15 protein-coding genes are annotated in these 17421 nt (G+C 44.6%); 13 read left to right on the top strand and 2 right to left on the bottom strand.

Going from position 1 to position 17421, the window contains the following annotated elements; translation table 11 throughout:
* Window positions 1-96: 96 nt before the first annotated feature.
* The 8 genes from thrC to AAEY83_RS11205 all read left to right on the top strand — a co-directional run bounded on the left by thrC (window position 97) and on the right by AAEY83_RS11205 (window position 8198).
* Window positions 97-1515 (top strand): threonine synthase, encoded by a 1419-nt coding sequence (gene thrC / locus AAEY83_RS11240; RefSeq protein WP_025645300.1) that lies wholly within the window; start codon window positions 97-99, stop codon window positions 1513-1515.
* A gap of 212 nt (window positions 1516-1727) precedes the next feature.
* Window positions 1728-2822 (top strand): LysM peptidoglycan-binding domain-containing protein, encoded by a 1095-nt coding sequence (locus tag AAEY83_RS11235; protein WP_025645299.1) that lies wholly within the window; start codon window positions 1728-1730, stop codon window positions 2820-2822.
* A 91-nt stretch (window positions 2823-2913) separates the two neighbouring features.
* Window positions 2914-4137 carry a DNA-processing protein DprA gene (dprA, locus tag AAEY83_RS11230; RefSeq protein WP_351059106.1) on the top strand — a complete coding sequence of 408 codons (1224 nt, stop codon included), beginning with the start codon at window positions 2914-2916 and terminating at the stop codon, window positions 4135-4137.
* Between the two features lie 84 nt (window positions 4138-4221).
* Window positions 4222-4863: an L-threonylcarbamoyladenylate synthase gene (locus AAEY83_RS11225; protein ID WP_025645297.1), complete on the top strand. Its 642-nt coding sequence runs from the start codon at window positions 4222-4224 to the stop codon at window positions 4861-4863.
* Window positions 4864-5089: 226 nt separating this feature from the next.
* The gene (locus AAEY83_RS11220) at window positions 5090-5608 is read left to right on the top strand and encodes a GbsR/MarR family transcriptional regulator (RefSeq protein WP_025645295.1); all 519 of its coding nucleotides are present in this window, start codon (window positions 5090-5092) and stop codon (window positions 5606-5608) included.
* A gap of 49 nt (window positions 5609-5657) precedes the next feature.
* Window positions 5658-6623, top strand: coding sequence for an epimerase (locus AAEY83_RS11215; protein WP_025645293.1), 966 nt, complete (start codon window positions 5658-5660; stop codon window positions 6621-6623).
* Window positions 6624-6665: 42 nt separating this feature from the next.
* The gene (locus AAEY83_RS11210) at window positions 6666-6929 is read left to right on the top strand and encodes a thiol-disulfide oxidoreductase DCC family protein (RefSeq protein WP_156923953.1); all 264 of its coding nucleotides are present in this window, start codon (window positions 6666-6668) and stop codon (window positions 6927-6929) included.
* A gap of 132 nt (window positions 6930-7061) precedes the next feature.
* Window positions 7062-8198 carry a metallophosphoesterase gene (locus AAEY83_RS11205; protein WP_025645291.1) on the top strand — a complete coding sequence of 379 codons (1137 nt, stop codon included), beginning with the start codon at window positions 7062-7064 and terminating at the stop codon, window positions 8196-8198.
* Between the two features lie 7 nt (window positions 8199-8205).
* Here AAEY83_RS11205 and AAEY83_RS11200 read toward each other — a convergent pair whose 3' ends face one another.
* Entirely contained in the window at window positions 8206-9624 is a 1419-nt protein-coding gene (locus AAEY83_RS11200; RefSeq protein WP_025645290.1) for an alpha/beta hydrolase, read from the bottom strand.
* Window positions 9625-10052: 428 nt separating this feature from the next.
* Here AAEY83_RS11200 and grpE point away from each other — a divergent pair, with 428 nt between their 5' ends.
* From grpE to AAEY83_RS11175, 5 genes are all read left to right on the top strand, one after another.
* Window positions 10053-10658 (top strand): nucleotide exchange factor GrpE, encoded by a 606-nt coding sequence (gene grpE, locus AAEY83_RS11195; protein WP_025645289.1) that lies wholly within the window; start codon window positions 10053-10055, stop codon window positions 10656-10658.
* Window positions 10659-10948: 290 nt separating this feature from the next.
* Window positions 10949-12892, top strand: coding sequence for a molecular chaperone DnaK (gene dnaK / locus AAEY83_RS11190; RefSeq protein WP_025645287.1), 1944 nt, complete (start codon window positions 10949-10951; stop codon window positions 12890-12892).
* A gap of 356 nt (window positions 12893-13248) precedes the next feature.
* Entirely contained in the window at window positions 13249-13785 is a 537-nt protein-coding gene (locus tag AAEY83_RS11185) for a porin family protein (RefSeq protein WP_025645285.1), read from the top strand.
* 234 nt (window positions 13786-14019) lie between these two features.
* The gene (locus tag AAEY83_RS11180) at window positions 14020-14631 is read left to right on the top strand and encodes an NfeD family protein (RefSeq protein ID WP_351059100.1); all 612 of its coding nucleotides are present in this window, start codon (window positions 14020-14022) and stop codon (window positions 14629-14631) included.
* Between the two features lie 90 nt (window positions 14632-14721).
* Entirely contained in the window at window positions 14722-15603 is an 882-nt protein-coding gene (locus AAEY83_RS11175) for an SPFH domain-containing protein (RefSeq protein ID WP_025645281.1), read from the top strand.
* Between the two features lie 88 nt (window positions 15604-15691).
* Here AAEY83_RS11175 and hemN read toward each other — a convergent pair whose 3' ends face one another.
* Window positions 15692-17242, bottom strand: a complete 1551-nt coding sequence (hemN, locus tag AAEY83_RS11170; RefSeq protein ID WP_025645279.1) for an oxygen-independent coproporphyrinogen III oxidase — start codon at window positions 17240-17242, stop codon at window positions 15692-15694.
* Window positions 17243-17421 lie beyond the last annotated feature (179 nt).

Here is a 17421-nt window from a genome sequence, read left to right as displayed (position 1 = left end):
GACGACTAGAACACAGCTTTGATAAACTAGTAGCGATCAGCAGTGCGCATTTGTGAATGTTCAACACGCCCTAATAAATTAAAGACAGGATAAGACATGAAATATATCAGTACCCGTGGTCAGACTGAGCCGATGGATTTTAGTGATGTACTCCTTATGGGGCTTGCACCTGACGGCGGTTTGATGCTGCCTGAGCATTATCCAACAGTTGCCAGTGATGTGTTAGAAGAGTGGCGTCATCTTAGCTATACCGATCTAGCACTAGCGATTATGCAGCGCTTTGCCACCGATATTCCTCATGCTGATCTCAAAGATATTATCGATCGCACTTATACTAAAGAAGTGTTTAGCGATAGTGATATCGTGCCGGTGCGTAAGCTTGAGGAGGATTTATATATTTTAGGCTTATCAAACGGTCCGACTTTGGCGTTTAAAGATGTCGCGATGCAGTTCTTGGGTAATGCCTTTGAGTACGTCCTCAAGCGTCAGGACGCGCGTATTACTATTATCGGTGCGACCAGCGGTGATACGGGTAGTGCAGCCGAATATGCGCTACGCGGCAAAGACAATATCGAAGTGTTTATGCTATCGCCACATGGCAAAATGAGCGAGTTTCAGCGCGCGCAGATGTATAGCTTAACCGACGACAATATCCACAATATCGCCATCAAAGGTATGTTTGATGATTGCCAAGATATCGTCAAAGCGCTGCAACAAGACGCTGAGTTTAAGGCAAAATATAACCTAGGAACGGTCAACTCGATCAACTGGGGACGGATACTCGCGCAGATTGTTTATTACTTTAAAGCATATTTCGCAGTGACGGATAGCAATGAGGAGACCGTTAGCTTTAGTGTGCCCTCAGGTAACTTTGGCAATATTTGCGCCGGCCACATTGCGCGTGAGATGGGGCTACCGATTGAACGTCTCATCGTTGCGACCAACGAGAATGATGTACTCAACGACTTCTTTAACCAAGGCGCGTATCAGCCGCGCACCACTGACAAGACTTATGTAACCTCAAGTCCATCGATGGATATCTCTAAAGCTTCCAACTTTGAGCGTTTTGTTTATCTATTATTAGAAAAAGATAGTGCGCGTGTTCATGAGCTGTTTGAAGGCGTGAAATCAGGGCAAGGTTTTGATTTGTCTGAGGTGATGGAACAGGTCAATAACCGTTATGGCTTCGCGGCAGGCAAGTCCACTCATGCCGATCGTCTGCACACGATCAAAGAGGTATATGAGCAATACGGAGAGCTGGTTGATCCGCATACCGCTGACGGCATTAAAGTCGCTAAAGAATTACAGCAAGAAGGGGAAGTGATTATCTGCGCCGAGACGGCATTGCCTGTGAAATTCGCTGAGACTATTATTGAAGCGGTTGGACCGATAGAGATTGCTCGTCCTAAGCATACTGAAGGTCTAGAGGACTTAGAGCAGCATGTAACGGTATTGGATAATAAAGCCGAACTAGTCGCTGAACAAATTCGCCAGCATGTTGCGTCAAATGGCTAGTTGATTAGTTTCACGTGAAACTACGTAATAAGGTTTTAGCTATAAAAGTTATGTTTTTGTAAGTTTGTGTCGCGTATTGTGCTATGGTGCATATCATTGTAAACTGAATTGTCGTAAAAGTTGGCAGTAAGCCTCTGAGATATCTTTAAGAAGGCTTGACTACAGTTGAATAAAGTTATGCCTGTGATTTAACTATACCTTGTGGATATCGCATGAATACCAGTCTAAAAACGATAACAAAGATGCTCGTTGCTACTATGTTTAGTAGCGCTTTACTGATGACTACGTCTCACGCCAATAATCCGGCGCCTGCCATCAAGGCAGATGCTCCCAACCGCTATATCGTCAAAAAAGGCGATACATTATGGGACATCTCCGGACGTTACTTGGAGAGTCCATGGCGCTGGAAAGAGATTTGGGCGACCAATAAGCAAATCAAAAACCCAAACCTTATCTATCCTGACGACATTCTTATTTTATGTATCATTCAAGGCAAGACCTTAGTCGGTATTGATACCGGTGAGGGCTGCGCTGGTATTGAAAAGCAATTGATGGGTAAGGTGGAGCAAGAAGTCGTTGTGACCTCAGTCGCCAATAGTATCCCTGCGATTCCTTTGAGCTCTATTCAGCACTGGTTAGATCGCTATACCATCGTGCGACCAGAGGATTTTAATAGTACTCCTTATATTTTAGCTTCCAAAAACCGCAATTTGATTACCGCGAGCGGCGATAAAGTCTATGCCAAAGGCGTACCGCTTATCATAGGTCAGCGCTATGGTATCTACCGTGAAGGCGAACGCTATGTCGAACCTAAAACCCAAAAGGTCATCGGTTTAGAGACCATGCAAGTAGCAAGCGGCATAGTTACTAGTGTCGCTGAAAACGGTATCAGTAGTCTGCAGTTGTCCGAATCTTATGGTAAAGAAGTGCGTGAAGGTGACAGGGTATTCGTTGAGCTAGATAACTCTATTCCGCCAGTGTTTTATCCAGCGCCCGCGCAAGTGAGCCGCGGCGGTATGATTGTACGAGTGATGGACTCTATCAGCTCAGCGGCGCGCGGCAGTGTCGTGGCTATTAACTTAGGTACGGCCCAAGGCGCTAAGCCTGGCGATGTATTGACCGTCTATCAAAAAGGCCCACTGGTACGCGATACTTTAGATAATGATAATGCTGTACGCCTGCCTAGTGAAGAGAGCGGCATGGTGATGGTGTTCAATAGCTTTGATGACATCAGTTATGCTTATGTACTGAGCTCAGAGCTGCCACTGAACGTCGGTGATCAATTACTACCACCGCCTTACTTATAAAGGCAAATTAGCTAATTTATGAGCCGAAGGTCAGTAGTTAAATTCAGTTTCTTATTTGCACAAGCACTTCTCTTGTATGAGCTAGACGACTATGACGCCACCGCCTTCATCTCATTTAGATTCTAATCAGTGTGCAATATTAGCGCTGTGGTATGAGGTGAATGCCTCCTTATCCGCCTATCATAAGCTACTTAGTGCTTTTGGCGGTGCTCAGCAAGCTTGGGAAGCTGGCTTTGAGGCTTGGCAAGCATTAGGGATACATGCCGCTCATTTAGCACGTCATAAAAATAAAGAGCAGACATCCGCTAGTATCGATAGGATTGAGCAAGCGCTTACCGCTGGACAATATCAGCTAATTTTTGCCGATCAAAGCGAGTTTCCAGCCCAGCTACTACAGATTTACGATCCGCCGCCGCTACTATTCTGCCGAGGTAATATCAACCGCTTGCAGCAAGCACAAATCGCTATAGTAGGAAGCCGAAAGCCAACCGCTCATGCCCAAAAAACCACATTTGATATTGCTCAGTATCTAGCGCAAACCGGCTATGTCGTCACTAGCGGTTTGGCTATGGGAGTAGATAAACAAGCACACTTAGGAGCGCTTGCGCAAACCGATAGCGACTATCAAGGGCGTACGGTAGGCGTGATGGGTACAGGAATTGAGGTCTTCTATCCTAATCATCACGATAAGCTATTTAGTCAAATTATCGAGCAAGGCGGTTGTATCATTAGCGAGCTATTGCCGCATACTCAGCCCCATAAGCACACTTTTCCGCGTCGCAATCGGTTAGTTGCTGGCCTAAGTCTAGCGACGATAGTGACCGAAGCTACTATCAAGAGTGGCTCGCTAATCACTGCCAGACTCACCTCCGAACAAGGCAAGCAAGTCTTTGCGCTGCCAAGCCACATTGATAATAAAAATGCTGAAGGCTGTCATCATCTGATTCGTGAAGGCGCGACACTGATTTATCATCCCGATCAGGTAATAAGCGATGTAAACGTCCAGCTTGATTTTTCAACCAATCAATCATCACTTACTGCACCCTCTAAACCATCGACATCGCGCCGTTCATCGCCGCAATCAGCGGCTGATAAGATATCGTCAGCTCATAGCATGCCAGCCCATACCTCTTCACCAATCAAAGTGCCTGAGCACCTGTCATCCATTTATGGGCTGCTCGACTGGCATGGACAGGATTTAGATGCTTTGTTGATAGCTTCGAAGCTGACAGCGCCTCAGCTTATCGGTCAGCTCATGGAGCTAGAGCTACTCGGCGCTATCGACGTCCAAGGTGGCCGCTATTTACGGTTATAAGATGTGTTTTTGACCTTCTTTTGACGTTGTTAACTTCTTAATCGTTATTAATACACGCACACTTTTATTTAGAGCGTTTAGTTTATGTCTTCCTCTGCACCCTTTGTTACTGATTCAGTCGTACAAGCTGCCCATTGGCTAAACCAAGGCCAGCTATTAGCCTATCCGACCGAAAGTGTCTGGGGAATCGGCTGCGATCCATTCGATAAAAGCGCTGTGCAGCAGCTATTAACCATCAAGCAGCGCCCGCAAGACAAAGGCATGATCGTCGTCACCGACAGTATTGAGCGCATTGCGCCGCTACTTGCCCCTCTCAGCCCTAAGCAGCGACAGACGGTACTTGCCAGTTGGCAGCCTAGTGCCGATGTCCTTGTGCAGCAAGCGCATACTTGGTTATTGCCCATCCCAGACTCACTTACCACTCCCATACCGGAGTGGATAACAGGTGCACATGATAGCATCGCCGTACGCGTCATCACTCACCCCTTAGTACAAAATCTTTGTGCGCAGCTAGTATCAGCAAATAATCCCTATGGATTTCTTGTCTCTACGAGCTGTAATCCGTCAGGACAGATGCCGGCGTTGACGCTTGCTGAAGCTCAAAGCTATTTTTTAAGTGAGAGTAGCCAGTTGCTCAAGCAAGTGGGCTATCTACGCGGTGCGACTTTAGGCTATCAGTTACCCAGTCAAATTGGCGACGCGCGTAGCGGCCATATTATCCGCTAAATCTTTCTTTTTATAGTTACCAAATAAGCTGAGTTGTTAATTTTAGTCTACAAAGATAACGTTTTATCTGCTGATTTCTGTCTTGACAGAAATAAAAGAAAAGCGCAGTATGGCTTATAAGCTGTTTATTTCTCGACAATAAAAGCTATGAGTTACATATTTTAAGGCACTACAAGTATCAATGATAAGCATCAATAAAAAATAATATAAATAAGTGTGAGCCAATATGAAGCTTAATCCTGTCACCGAAAAATTCGTCTTACACTGGGGTGAGATGGGCCCTAAATGGGGCGTGAACCGCACTATGTCGCAGATACATGCGCTGCTATATATCATCGGTAAACCACTAAATGCCGAAGAGATCACTGAGACGCTAGGCGTGGCGCGCTCTAATGTCTCAAATAGTATCAAAGAGCTACAGAATTGGGGCCTAATCCAAAAAGTCTCTATCTTAGGCGACCGGCGGGATCACTTCACGACCAATACCGATGTTTGGGAGCTGGCACGTATCATCGTCGTTGAGCGCCAAAAGCGCGAGCTGGAACCTACCGTACAGTTTTTACAAGATTTGATGGATAGTCCTGAGTTTGAGTATGAAAACAGCGAAGTCAGAACGCGGATAAGTGACACGCAAGACTTCGTAAACACATTAACCACTTGGTCGTCCGAGATGCTCAAACTCCCAACGAGTATGCTCAAAAAGGTGCTCAAACTCGGCGCTAGTATTAAAAAGTTTTTGAGTTAATGATGACTCAGAACAATACAAGCAATAAGTCCACAACAAGGATAGAGATATGAATATTTTAATCAGCGGTGGCTCAGGGTTCTTAGGTAGTGCGTTTAGCAAGGAGATCATAAGTCGCTATGAGAATAAAAAAGAGCAGATAAAGATCACGTGGCTGACGCGTGATAAATCTCAGCAGCACCCTGCTGACGTCAACATGATGACTTATGATGAGCTTGCAACGAGTGATAAAAGCTTCGATGTGATTATAAATTTAGCAGGGGCGGGGATTGCCGATTCGCGCTGGAGCGATGAGCGTAAAGAGCAACTGATGGCAAGCCGAGTAAAACCAACAGAGTCGCTGCTTGAGTTCATCGCTCGCAGTCGTGTGAAACCTAAGCTTATGCTAAGTGGTTCGGCTATCGGCTGGTATGGTACCCAAGGCGATACCCCATTGACTGAGCGTAGCGATTACGAGACAGATTTTTCGCATAAGTTATGTGATGAGTGGGAGAAGCTTGCGCTCAAAGCGACGGATTACGGCGTGCCTGTTGCCATTGTACGCACTGGGGTGGTGATGCATCCTGAGGGCGGGATGATTGGTAAATTGTTATTACCTTTTAAGTTCGGCGTAGGTGGTCAGTTGGCCGATGGCAAGCAAATTATGAGCTGGATCAGCCGTGAGGACTGGGTCGGGGCGGCGATTTTTATTATTCAAAAGCATCTGGCTGAGACGAGCGAAAAGCAAGTTACGCCCAATAACGAGCTGAAGACGACTAACGACACTCCAGCAGTGGTTTATAACTTAACAGCGCCCAATCCGGTGACCAATCACGAATTTACCAAAGCTATGGGCGCTTGGCTACATCGTCCTACTATTTTTACTTTGCCAGAATTTTTACTCAAATTGATGTTCGGTGAGATGTCGACTTTACTTATTGATGGGCAAAAGGTACTACCAGAAGCTTTATTAGAAGCAGGCTATGAGTTTAAGTACACTGACATTCAGCAAGCCTTAGAAGAGCAAAGCACCTGATATTTCCATACTTGTTTCATGTGAAACAGCCGTAGCGATGCTATGACTTATTTGTGTGTACAAGACTGGTATGGCGGTTGGCATACCCACATGGACGCAGTGCGATTACTGTATAGAACTAGTGGTCTCAAAGGCTCTACGCTTCTATATCTACCAATTGTCAGACAGCTTGGCGATTTGGCTTATCCTTATGTGGCGCGTAACCGTTACCGAATCCCAAATTGGGTGACTAAACTGATTTATGGCAAAGCGGTGACGCAGGCCTACGCAAATGGCGTTTATAACATGCCGCCAGATAAGCGTTAATTAGACATAAACTCATACGAATTAAGACAAGTAGCAGTACTTTTTGTTGTTTTAACCATGTTCTCTACTGTATTGCTTAACCTTCTCAAGTCATTCGTTTACCTAATACTAAACCTCTCTTTAGGATCCTAGATGCGTTACGCCTTTTTTATTACTATCATTGCTCTATTAGAGCTGTTTAGCCTTGGCGCTGCGCTATCTCTTCAGTGGTGGCTGCAGCCTTGGCTGACACCAAGTTTGGCTACCGCCGTTTGGGTTTTAGTGTTTGTTGTGACTAATGCTCTGCTAGCGGTGACCTTTAGCAAGCGCTTTGATAATAGTTATCGCTGGATGAGCGCTTGGATGCTCGTTATGCATTATCTGATGCTTACGGCATTATTGATGAGTTTGTTTTATGGCGGGTATCTACTTTTAGTTTCATTGATTTCTATAGAGGGGTATAGCGCTGAGATAATAGGTTTTGGTTTACGCGTACTGGCGGGGTTTATATTTATAGCGCTGTTTATTTATAGTTTATATAGTGCCTACATGCCTGTGGTGCGCCGATTATCTATCACGATTAACAAACCCTTAGCAAACTCATTGCGTATCGCAGTAGCGAGTGATTTGCATTTAGGTCAGCTGTTCGGTAATAAAGCGATAGATAAGCTATATCATCTGATCCAGGAAAATAAAGCGGATATATTGCTGATGCCAGGCGATATTATGGATGACAATATAAAAGCTTATACCGCTCATAATATGGCGGCTAAATTGACCAAGCTTTGTAGTAGCTTACCCTACGGTGTCTATGCCACTTTAGGCAACCATGACTTATATGGTCATGAGCAGCCGATCAGTAACGCCTTGCAGGATGCTAGCGTGCAACTGTTAAATGATAAAGTACTGAAGCTTGGTTATAAAGGCGAGATAATTTGGCTGATAGGCCGGTTCGATAATCATAAACGCGAGCGCGTCGCTACTACTGATTTGTTGCAGCAAGTTGATACCAGTAAGCCGGTTATACTGCTCGATCATCGGCCAAGCGATATTGATAAGCATAGTCAGCTGCCGATAGATCTACAAGTTTCTGGTCATACTCACAACGGGCAGATATTCCCAGCTAATTTTATCGTCAGAGCGATCAATCGCTTGGGCTATGGTTATAAACCCATAGGCAAAGGACACTTTGTCGTCTCCTCAGGCTACGGCTTTTGGGGTATTCCTTTTCGCTTGGGGTCGCGCTCTGAGATTTGGCTGATTGAGATGACAGGTCAGCACATAGCGTAAACACTTGCTAAGCGACCAATAACGATTGGGCACTGATGACCTCACGGACAAAACGTGCAAAGTCATTGATAATATATCGCGTTTCTTGCTCTAAGCCATCGTGGACGCTCATCAGATGCATAAAGCCGTGCGGCGCACCTAGTACCGTATAAGTCTCAACCGCTATATCAGCAGCCTTTAACTGATCTGCATAAGCAAAGGCCTCATCGCGTAGCACGTCAAGCTCAGAGGCAACGATATAAGTCGGACATACTTTACTATTATCACCAATCATAGGTGAGATCAGCACATGCTCACGTGGTAGCGGGCAGTTCTGCATAAATGCTGCATCAAATACGGCTACGTCAGCATGATCTAATAGCAGGCCTTCGCCGTATAGCTCCCAGCTTGGATAGTCGGTCTCAATATCAGTAACTGGATACAGCGGCATCTGTGCAAGCGGTGCAGGTAGAGTCTGGAGCAGCTTATACATCTGCTGACCGGCCACTCCCAAGTCTGACCATGCCGCCTTAGTTGGGTGAGTCAGCTGCTGCGCAAGTAACGTCGATAAACCGCCACCAGCACTATCTCCTGCTAGAACAATACGTGACGGCGACGCGCCAAGGCTACGACTATTATCAGCCAACCAAGCATAAGCTTTGATCGCATCTTCTAAGGCGGCGGGCGCTGCATGCTCAGGTGCTAAGCGATAGTCCACACTGACCACTGCCCAGCCAGTCTGCGCGCAGACGCGGTGACAAAACTCGTGATGAGTGTCGATATCACCAATACAAAAACCACCACCATGAAAGAACAGCATCACTGTCTCATCAGGATTGTGGTTGGTTTTTGCGTGGACGCCCGCCTGATAGCAGCGAATCGTCATATCACCCTCATCAGCATTGGCTATGGTTTTATCTTGCCAATTAACAGCCGCCTCACTGCTTTTGTTAATGAGCTTCAAAGTAGCAAGCTTATTGCTACTCGCTTGTTGCCAGACTTTTGGGTCTTGCATAGCGACCGCATCGGCTGCAAACCTCTTACGCAGCTCTTGCATTTTAGAGAGCTGTAAAGGGGTTTTGAGTTTACCATTGACCGCGATAATCAAGCGTAGATGCGCATTAGCGTTTGGATACTGCTCAGCCGTTGGGCCCTCTAGATAGCTTACTAATGCCTCTAGCATAGTATCAGGTAAGTAGCCTAGACCCTTTAGTACATAGTGCAGGGCATGCTGCTGATAGTCGGTCGCTGGCAGCAAGCTTGCAAGCTTTTTACCGGCGAGTCTATATTTATTGTCCCCTTCGTTCAGGTGCTCAGCCTCAGCTTGGTTTTCGTGCGCTTGATAGCGTTTAACGCCTTCTAGAGGAGCTAATGTCGGCTTAGAGTTTAAGCTCGCCGCCGCTTTATTTATCAAAGCATTAAGCGATGTGATAGAAGAGCTTGGCATGGTGTTCCTCATTATTGAGTACCGGTCTTTATGACTTTTTATAGCCTTATATGGTTTGGATTTATGGTGTCGGTACTTTCTATCGTTTACTATCATTTAGTTTATAGTTCAGTATTTTTTATAAGTAATAGTTGGTAAATAGTCAGTGAGGTCATCATAAATCAATCAAAAGTGAATTTAAGTATCGTTTGGTAATCGTTTACGAGCGAAAAGTAAACTATAAATAATGAGTTAGCTTTAAATGCGGTTTGAGTTGTCCTAGTTTGGTTTATAGAGGTTAAACTTCAAAATTAAAAAAATCCTCGGTTTTAAGCTTGAAATATGGCCTCATAACCTTTATCAATCAGCTATTGAATATGGTTTATAGCGAAGACATTAAAAAGACACTAAATGCATTACAAAATTATCATAAATAATCAGGAGTTATCATGAGCGAACAAAACCCAAACCTACAAGCTGATGACAATAGCGCGAAAGCTGCACACAGTAACCTTGAGCGCAATGAGAGCGTCCTACAAGAAACGATGGATGAGTTTGACCCGCAAAACAACTCAGGCGATGACGCCACTATCGATAACGAGATCGATATCAGTGTTTATGAAGCGCGCATTGCTGAGCTTGAAGGCGAAGTCAAGCAGGCTAAAGAGACCACTGCCCGTGCTAATGCTGAGACTTATAATGCGCAAAAGCGTATGGAGCAAGAGGCCGATAAGAGCAAAAGATTTGCGCTACAAAAATTTGCCAAAGAGTTATTAGAAGTCGTTGATAACTTAGAGCGCGCTATCGAAAACGCCACTTCAGACGACCCTGTTACCGAAGGGGTACGCTTAACGCACAAAGCGCTATTAGATGTACTAAACAGAAACGGCGTAGAGGTTGTCGAACCACAAGGTGAGACATTCAATGCAGACCTGCATGAAGCAGTCGGTATCGATGAAAATGCCGAGCCTGATACGGTTGGTACGGTATTACAAAAAGGCTATAGCCTAAATGGTCGTCTGCTGCGTCCTGCTATGGTTCGCGTCGGCCAATAAGCTTAGCTAATAAGTGAGAGTAGTAAAGAAAACAAGCGAATAAACCTTATTAAATGTAAGGATATTCACAAAAAATCACACAAAAGCAAATTTTTGCGCTGTTATTGACTTGAAAAAATACTAGCGCAAACCGATATAAAGCAACAAGTGACCATATATGGTCTGATAGTTTGATTTTAGCTTGAGTTTTTGACAGTTTTTTTTGATAGTTTGAACGCAAAAATAGTTTGAACGCACAAAAACGGCAAGCAACCCCAATAGAAATTTAACAACATTTGGAGCAAATAATTATGGGTAAAGTAATAGGTATTGACTTAGGAACCACTAACTCATGCGTGGCGGTAATGGAAGGCGATAGCGTTAAGATTATCGAAAACGCGGAAGGTACGCGTACTACTCCTTCTATCGTCGCTTATAAAGATGATGAGATTTTGGTCGGTCAATCTGCCAAACGTCAAGCAGTGACTAACCCAAACAAAACCTTGTTCGCTATCAAGCGTCTGATTGGTCGTCGTTTCGATGACAAAGTCGTGCAAAAAGATATTGGCATGGTACCGTACAAAATTGTCAAAGCTGATAACGGTGATGCTTGGGTCGAGATCAATGACAAAAAACTTGCGCCACCACAAGTCTCTGCTGAAATCTTAAAGAAAATGAAGAAGACAGCTGAAGACTATCTGGGTGAGAGCGTATCAGAAGCGGTTGTAACCGTACCTGCCTACTTTAATGACTCACAGCGTCAAGCCACCAAAGATGCCGGTAAAATCGCAGGTCTTGATGTAAAACGTATTATTAACGAACCAACTGCCGCCGCTCTTGCTTATGGTATGGACAAAAAGCAAGGCGATAGCACCGTTGCCGTTTATGACTTAGGTGGTGGTACGTTTGATATCTCAATCATTGAGATTGCAGATGTAGACGGCGAGCAGCAATTTGAAGTACTCGCGACTAACGGTGATACTTTCTTAGGTGGTGAAGACTTTGACTCCGCGCTTATCGATTATTTAGTTGATGAGTTTAAAAAAGAGCAAGACTTCAACCTAAAAGGCGACTCTCTTGCGATGCAGCGTCTAAAAGAAGCGGCAGAAAAAGCGAAGATTGAGCTATCAAGCGCGCAAAGTACTGAAGTAAACTTGCCTTATATCACAGCTGATAGCAGTGGTCCTAAGCATTTGGTCATCACTATTAGCCGCTCAAAACTTGAGAGCTTAACGGAAGATCTTGTCAAGCGTACGATGGCTCCTTGTAAGATTGCTCTAGAAGATGCTGGTCTAAAAGTTGGCGATATCGATGATGTCATCTTAGTTGGTGGTCAGACGCGTATGCCATTAGTACAGAAGCAAGTAGAAGACTTCTTCGGTCAAGAGCCACGTAAAGACGTTAACCCTGATGAAGCAGTAGCAGCAGGGGCAGCGATCCAAGGCGCAGTATTGTCAGGCGACAAAACCGACGTACTATTGCTTGATGTCACGCCATTGACGCTAGGTATCGAAACGATGGGCGGTGTGATGACGCCAGTTATCGAGAAAAACACCATGATTCCTACCAAGAAATCACAAGTGTTCTCGACGGCAGAAGACAACCAGCCAGCGGTTACCATTCAGGTCTATCAAGGTGAGCGTAAGATTGCTAACCAAAATAAACTATTGGGTCGTTTTGACTTGACTGACATTCCACCAGCGCCGCGCGGTCTACCGCAAATCGAAGTAACTTTCGACATCAATGCTGATGGTATCATGAACATCTCAGCGACTGATAAAGGTACGGGTAAAGCACAAAGTATCCAGATTAAAGCAGACTCTGGCTTGTCGGATGAAGAAGTCGAGCAAATGGTACAAGACGCAGAAGCGAACGCTGCTGAAGATGAGAAGTTTGCAAATCTTGCGCAAGTGCGTAACGAAGCAGACGGCCGTATCCATGCGGTACAAAAAGCCCTTAAAGAAGCAGAAGATAAAGTCACTGAAGAAGAGAAGTCATCAGTAGAGACTGCTATCTCTGATCTTGAAGCCGCGACTAAAGAAGACGACCATGACGATATCAAAGCTAAGCTTGAAGCGCTAGATAATGCTTTCTTACCTGTCAGCCAAAAGATCTACGCTGATAGTGGTGCTGGCGCGGAAGGTATGGACCCAGGTCAGTTCCAGCAAGGCACAGAATCAGCTGACGCTACCCAAGCGGATGATGATGTCGTAGATGCTGAGTTCACTGAAGTGGACGAAGACAAAAAGTCGTAATTGACACTACTGGCAGTACCTTAAAGCTAGTTTTATGATAAATATAAGAAAAACGCATCTCTCGAGGTGCGTTTTTTATGGGCTAAATAATGTCATTGGGTAAGCGCTTTTAATTGCTGATGGACATAAATTTTATGAAAAATCTAGCAATGTAACAAAAGATTTCATATATCAGCCTTTGTAACCCACACACTGATAAACGCTTTCAAATCTTAACTCGCATACCATTAAACACTGACAGAGTGTTTGAAATAGTTTGTTACTATGTACCCATCGTTAGCAAACAAGGCGATAGGGCCAAAAGGTCAATACAACTAAATAACTTGTTTGTCCAAATTTGCTTGAAGGAGCTAATAATGAGAACTCTACAAAAAACTATACTTGCACTAGCCACTGGTTCTTTACTGACTGTAGGTGCAAACGCCGCTGTCACTTATGGTAACGGCTACACTGGTCAGCCATACGTTGGTGCTAAAGTCGGTCAATTTGATCTAGATATCGACAATGCTGATGATCCAACTGCATACGGTGTTTATGCTGGTTATAACTTCGATCCTAACTTTGGTATGGAAGCTGAGTATGTTGGTTCAGATGATGCTGATTTCAGAGGCGGTGATATTGATGCTAAAACATACGGCGCTTATGGTACCTACCGTTACGCATTCCCAAACACTGGTTTATACGCAAAAGGTAAACTAGGTGTAGCAAAAACTGAAGTGGAAGCATCTAATACCGTTGCAGGTTTATATGATGGTTCAGATGACGATACTAACCTCGCTGGTGGTGTAGGTCTTGGTTACGCAGTAAACCCTGACTTCAGTGTAGAAGCTGAATATGACATGCTAGGTAGCGATGCAGATCTTATGACTGTTGGCGCTCAGCTGAAGTTCTAAGGCATTGATTGATTACAATTTATATTTATATATCAGACAAAAAACGATCGCTTTGGCGGTCGTTTTTCTATGTGGCAAAGGTTATTCGGCGCTTTTTGATTTCATCTAAGATATGGGCGTTGTGTTATGAGTGGTGTATATGGTGATTTTTAAGAGGTTATAAACGCTCAAAGTATGCTACATTGAAAGCTAGGATAGCAAGCTAGGATGATTCAAACAGGGTAGGTGGCAATGATGGAGATGTTTTTGATGATTGAACCTTGGCATTGGTTGGTCTTGGGTTTCTCCTTGATGATTGCTGAGATATTCATTCCGACCTTTGCTAGCCTCTGGTTTGGTGCGGCTGCGGTGATCGTTGCTGCCTTAGCATGGTTGCTGCCCATTCCGCTATTATTTCAGGTATTGATCTGGCTTACGCTATCGGTTTTATTTATGTTTGCTTGGGTCAAATACATCAAGCCGTTGTCCATAAGCCGTAAAAAGGCTGCGCAACATAGTAATCTAATTATTGGTGAAACGGGCATGATCGTGGTCAAACCACAAAAAGGTATTTCAGGTATGGTGCGCTTTAATGTGCCCATTTGGGGTGCAGATGAGTGGCCATGCCGCACAGCAGGCGTGAAAGTCGAGGCAGGAGATCGTGTGGTGGTTATAAAGGTGGTCGGCGATGAGCTAATCGTTGCGCCCTCGCAGCGCCTCCAAGCACCTAAAAGTATGCACCCCAATATCACCCCGACGATCAACAGTGAAGTACCTGCAAGTAGCCAAATGCCGACCAAACAATCTAAAGCGAGTAGACTGAGCTTGCACAAACCCGATCTCAAAGAGACAGGTACTAGCAAATAAACGTTATCAGGTACTAAAGATTTTTAAATTAAGAAAAAAAGGACATAAATCACGTCGCTGGCAAATAAAGCAAGGGTCAAGGAGAATGAGATGAACAGTATCTTGAGTAGTTTAAATGGTGTCGGTATCGTGATGCTGGTATTAATAGCATTGGTGATTTTTACCGTTTTTAAAGGCGTTTGTATTGTCCCGCAAGGATACAAATGGGTCGTGCAGCGGCTGGGTAAATATCAGCAAACGCTGGAGCCAGGATTTAGTATTATCATTCCTTTTGTGGATAGAGTCGCTTATAAAGTCACCACAAAGGACATCGTATTAGACATCCCATCACAAGAGGTCATCACCCGTGATAACGTCGTGATCATCGCCAATGCCGTGGCATATATCAACATCTTGCGTCCAGACAAAGCGGTCTACGGTATTGAAGATTATGAACATGGTATCCGCAATTTGGTACAAACCTCTTTGCGCTCGATCATCGGCGAGATGGATCTAGATAACGCTTTATCGAGTCGTGATGAGATTAAAGCCTTGCTCAAACAGGCGATCTCAGAAGACATCGCAGATTGGGGTATTACCCTTAAAACCGTAGAGATTCAAGACATTAACCCCTCGCAAACCATGCAAGCCTCTATGGAAGAGCAGGCCGCGGCAGAGCGTCTACGCCGGGCTACCGTAACGCGCGCCGATGGTCAAAAGCAAGCGGCTATCTTAGAAGCTGATGGTCGTCTTGAGGCTTCACGCCGTGATGCTGAAGCGCAAGTGGTACTAGCTAAAGGTTCTGAGGAGTCCATTCGTCTGATTACCGCTGCAATGGGTGATGAAGAGATGCCCATTGTCTACTTACTTGGCGAGCAGTACATCAAATCAATTCGTGACTTGGCAGAATCGGACAACTCAAAAATGGTGGTGCTACCGGCCGATATCTTAAGTACGGTCAAAGGTATGGTTGGCGATAAGTTTAAGGTGTAACAACGCTACGGTTGAGCGCTCATATTGACATAACAAAAGACCTCAAAAACGAGGTCTTTTTTGTGCATAAAGTATTTTTTAAAGTACGTTAAATCACTTTAGAAAAACGATTTTTATGTTTCTTCCCTAAGTATTCATCAAACACCATAGCGACGTTACGGCCCAAAAAGCGACCTTTAGGCATAATACGGATACCTGCGGCATCCATATCGATAAGCTTGTCTTCTTGCATTGCGCCAAGCTGCTTTATCTCATCGATAAAGTAAGTAATCGCATCGATACCGAATTTTTGATTGACGTCTTTAAAATCAATATAGTCATGGCAGAGTAAGTTCATAATCACATACTCACGCAGACGATCTTTGATAGAGGTTTTAATGACTTTCGCTGCGGGCATAACATTAGGATTGCTACGAGCTGCGTTAATCGTCTCTTGATAAACCGTCAAATCGGTATGATTTTGTAAAATATAGCGGGTGTTAGCATTTGCAATCTGACTGATGGCAGAGACGCCAAAACCTAATAAATCACAGTCGCCCATGATAGTGTAGCCCTGAAAATTACGGTGCAATTTGCCCGCACGCTGGGCTATCGCTAGCTCATCATCAGGCAGGGCAAAATGGTCAATCCCTATGTACTGATAGCCGGCCTCGGTCAGCGTGTTTACGGTATCTGCAAGCATAGACAGCTTATCACTTGGGCTGGGCAGATCTTCGTCTTTGATTTGTCTTTGGGCTTTAAAACGCTCGGGCAAATGCGCGTAGTTAAATACCGATAAGCGATTGGGTGCCATCTTAATAATACGGTCTACTGTCTTTGCAAAAGTAGCTGGCGTTTGATGCGGCAAACCATAAATCAGATCAAGGTTTATGGAATGAAACCCAAGCGCTCTTGCTTCAGCCATAATATTAGCGATGAGCTCTGCGGAGTGGACACGATTGACCGCGATTTGTACCGCTTCTTCTAGATCCTGTACGCCGAGGCTAATACGGTTAAAGCCAAGACTACGTAGCGTCTGCAAGGTGTTATCACCCAGCTCACGCGGATCGATTTCAATAGAATAATCGCCTTCGTCTTCAGGCAAAAACTCAAACTGGGTTTGTAAAAACTCCCACAGCTGTACCATATCCTCGTCACGCAAGAATGTCGGCGTACCTCCACCTAAATGCAGCTGCTTGACGACTGGGTTCTTGCCACCTTCAGTGGTCAATAAACGCCGCTTGAGTTTAATCTCAGCGATGAGATACTCTAAGTAGTCGCCTGAGTCGCTATTTTTCTTAGTGATGATTTTATTACAAGCGCAGTAATAGCAAAGGTGACGACAAAAGGGAATATGAAAATATAGCGATAAGGGCGCGCGTGCTTCACGGCTTTGAAGGATTTTAGTCTCTAAACCATCAGCTATCTCTGTAAATTCTAAAGCAGTCGGATAGGAAGTGTAGCGTGGCCCTGAGCGATTATATTTATGAATAAGTGCCTGATCAAAAGTAGGCAGCTGCTTATTGCTGCTATCGCCGCGTAAACTTGCATAAGGGTTTTGGATTTCAACGACAGGACGTGCGGTAGTCGGTTGCTCACCTGCATGATTATAAGGCTGCTGAGGGTGGTTTGGATGAGAAGAGGTTGAGTACTCTGTCATGCGGCGCTCCTTTTACGTTAACAGCGGTTTATTGTAGTCGGCTAACGAGAGATAGGTTGTTTACAGCTTGTTATGAAAAAATGGCTGTATCAATAACCCGTATTATAGCAAATCCATACATTAATTAGGGTGATTAAGTGGTTTTGTGAAGGTGCTATTTACTTGATCATAGATAATGG

Origin of the sequence: Psychrobacter sp. TB20-MNA-CIBAN-0197, assembly GCF_040309765.1 — a bacterium.
Lineage (GTDB): Bacteria > Pseudomonadota > Gammaproteobacteria > Pseudomonadales > Moraxellaceae > Psychrobacter > Psychrobacter submarinus.
This window is presented reverse-complemented; position numbering and strand designations above follow the sequence as displayed.

Bases quoted from the DNA above. Each gene is read 5' to 3' on its own strand.
- AAEY83_RS11215 (WP_025645293.1), top strand. From the start codon at position 5,658: ATGAATATTTTAATCAGCGGTGGCTCAGGGTTCTTAGGTAGTGCGTTT.
- AAEY83_RS11175 (WP_025645281.1), top strand. From the start codon at position 14,722: ATGAACAGTATCTTGAGTAGTTTAAATGGTGTCGGTATCGTGATGCTG.
- AAEY83_RS11205 (WP_025645291.1), top strand. From the start codon at position 7,062: ATGCGTTACGCCTTTTTTATTACTATCATTGCTCTATTAGAGCTGTTT.
- AAEY83_RS11220 (WP_025645295.1), top strand. From the start codon at position 5,090: ATGAAGCTTAATCCTGTCACCGAAAAATTCGTCTTACACTGGGGTGAG.
- AAEY83_RS11200 (WP_025645290.1), bottom strand. From the start codon at position 9,624: ATGCCAAGCTCTTCTATCACATCGCTTAATGCTTTGATAAATAAAGCG.
- AAEY83_RS11225 (WP_025645297.1), top strand. From the start codon at position 4,222: ATGTCTTCCTCTGCACCCTTTGTTACTGATTCAGTCGTACAAGCTGCC.
- AAEY83_RS11210 (WP_156923953.1), top strand. From the start codon at position 6,666: ATGACTTATTTGTGTGTACAAGACTGGTATGGCGGTTGGCATACCCAC.
- grpE (WP_025645289.1), top strand. From the start codon at position 10,053: ATGAGCGAACAAAACCCAAACCTACAAGCTGATGACAATAGCGCGAAA.
- dprA (WP_351059106.1), top strand. From the start codon at position 2,914: ATGACGCCACCGCCTTCATCTCATTTAGATTCTAATCAGTGTGCAATA.
- AAEY83_RS11185 (WP_025645285.1), top strand. From the start codon at position 13,249: ATGAGAACTCTACAAAAAACTATACTTGCACTAGCCACTGGTTCTTTA.
- thrC (WP_025645300.1), top strand. From the start codon at position 97: ATGAAATATATCAGTACCCGTGGTCAGACTGAGCCGATGGATTTTAGT.
- dnaK (WP_025645287.1), top strand. From the start codon at position 10,949: ATGGGTAAAGTAATAGGTATTGACTTAGGAACCACTAACTCATGCGTG.
- AAEY83_RS11180 (WP_351059100.1), top strand. From the start codon at position 14,020: ATGGAGATGTTTTTGATGATTGAACCTTGGCATTGGTTGGTCTTGGGT.
- AAEY83_RS11235 (WP_025645299.1), top strand. From the start codon at position 1,728: ATGAATACCAGTCTAAAAACGATAACAAAGATGCTCGTTGCTACTATG.
- hemN (WP_025645279.1), bottom strand. From the start codon at position 17,242: ATGACAGAGTACTCAACCTCTTCTCATCCAAACCACCCTCAGCAGCCT.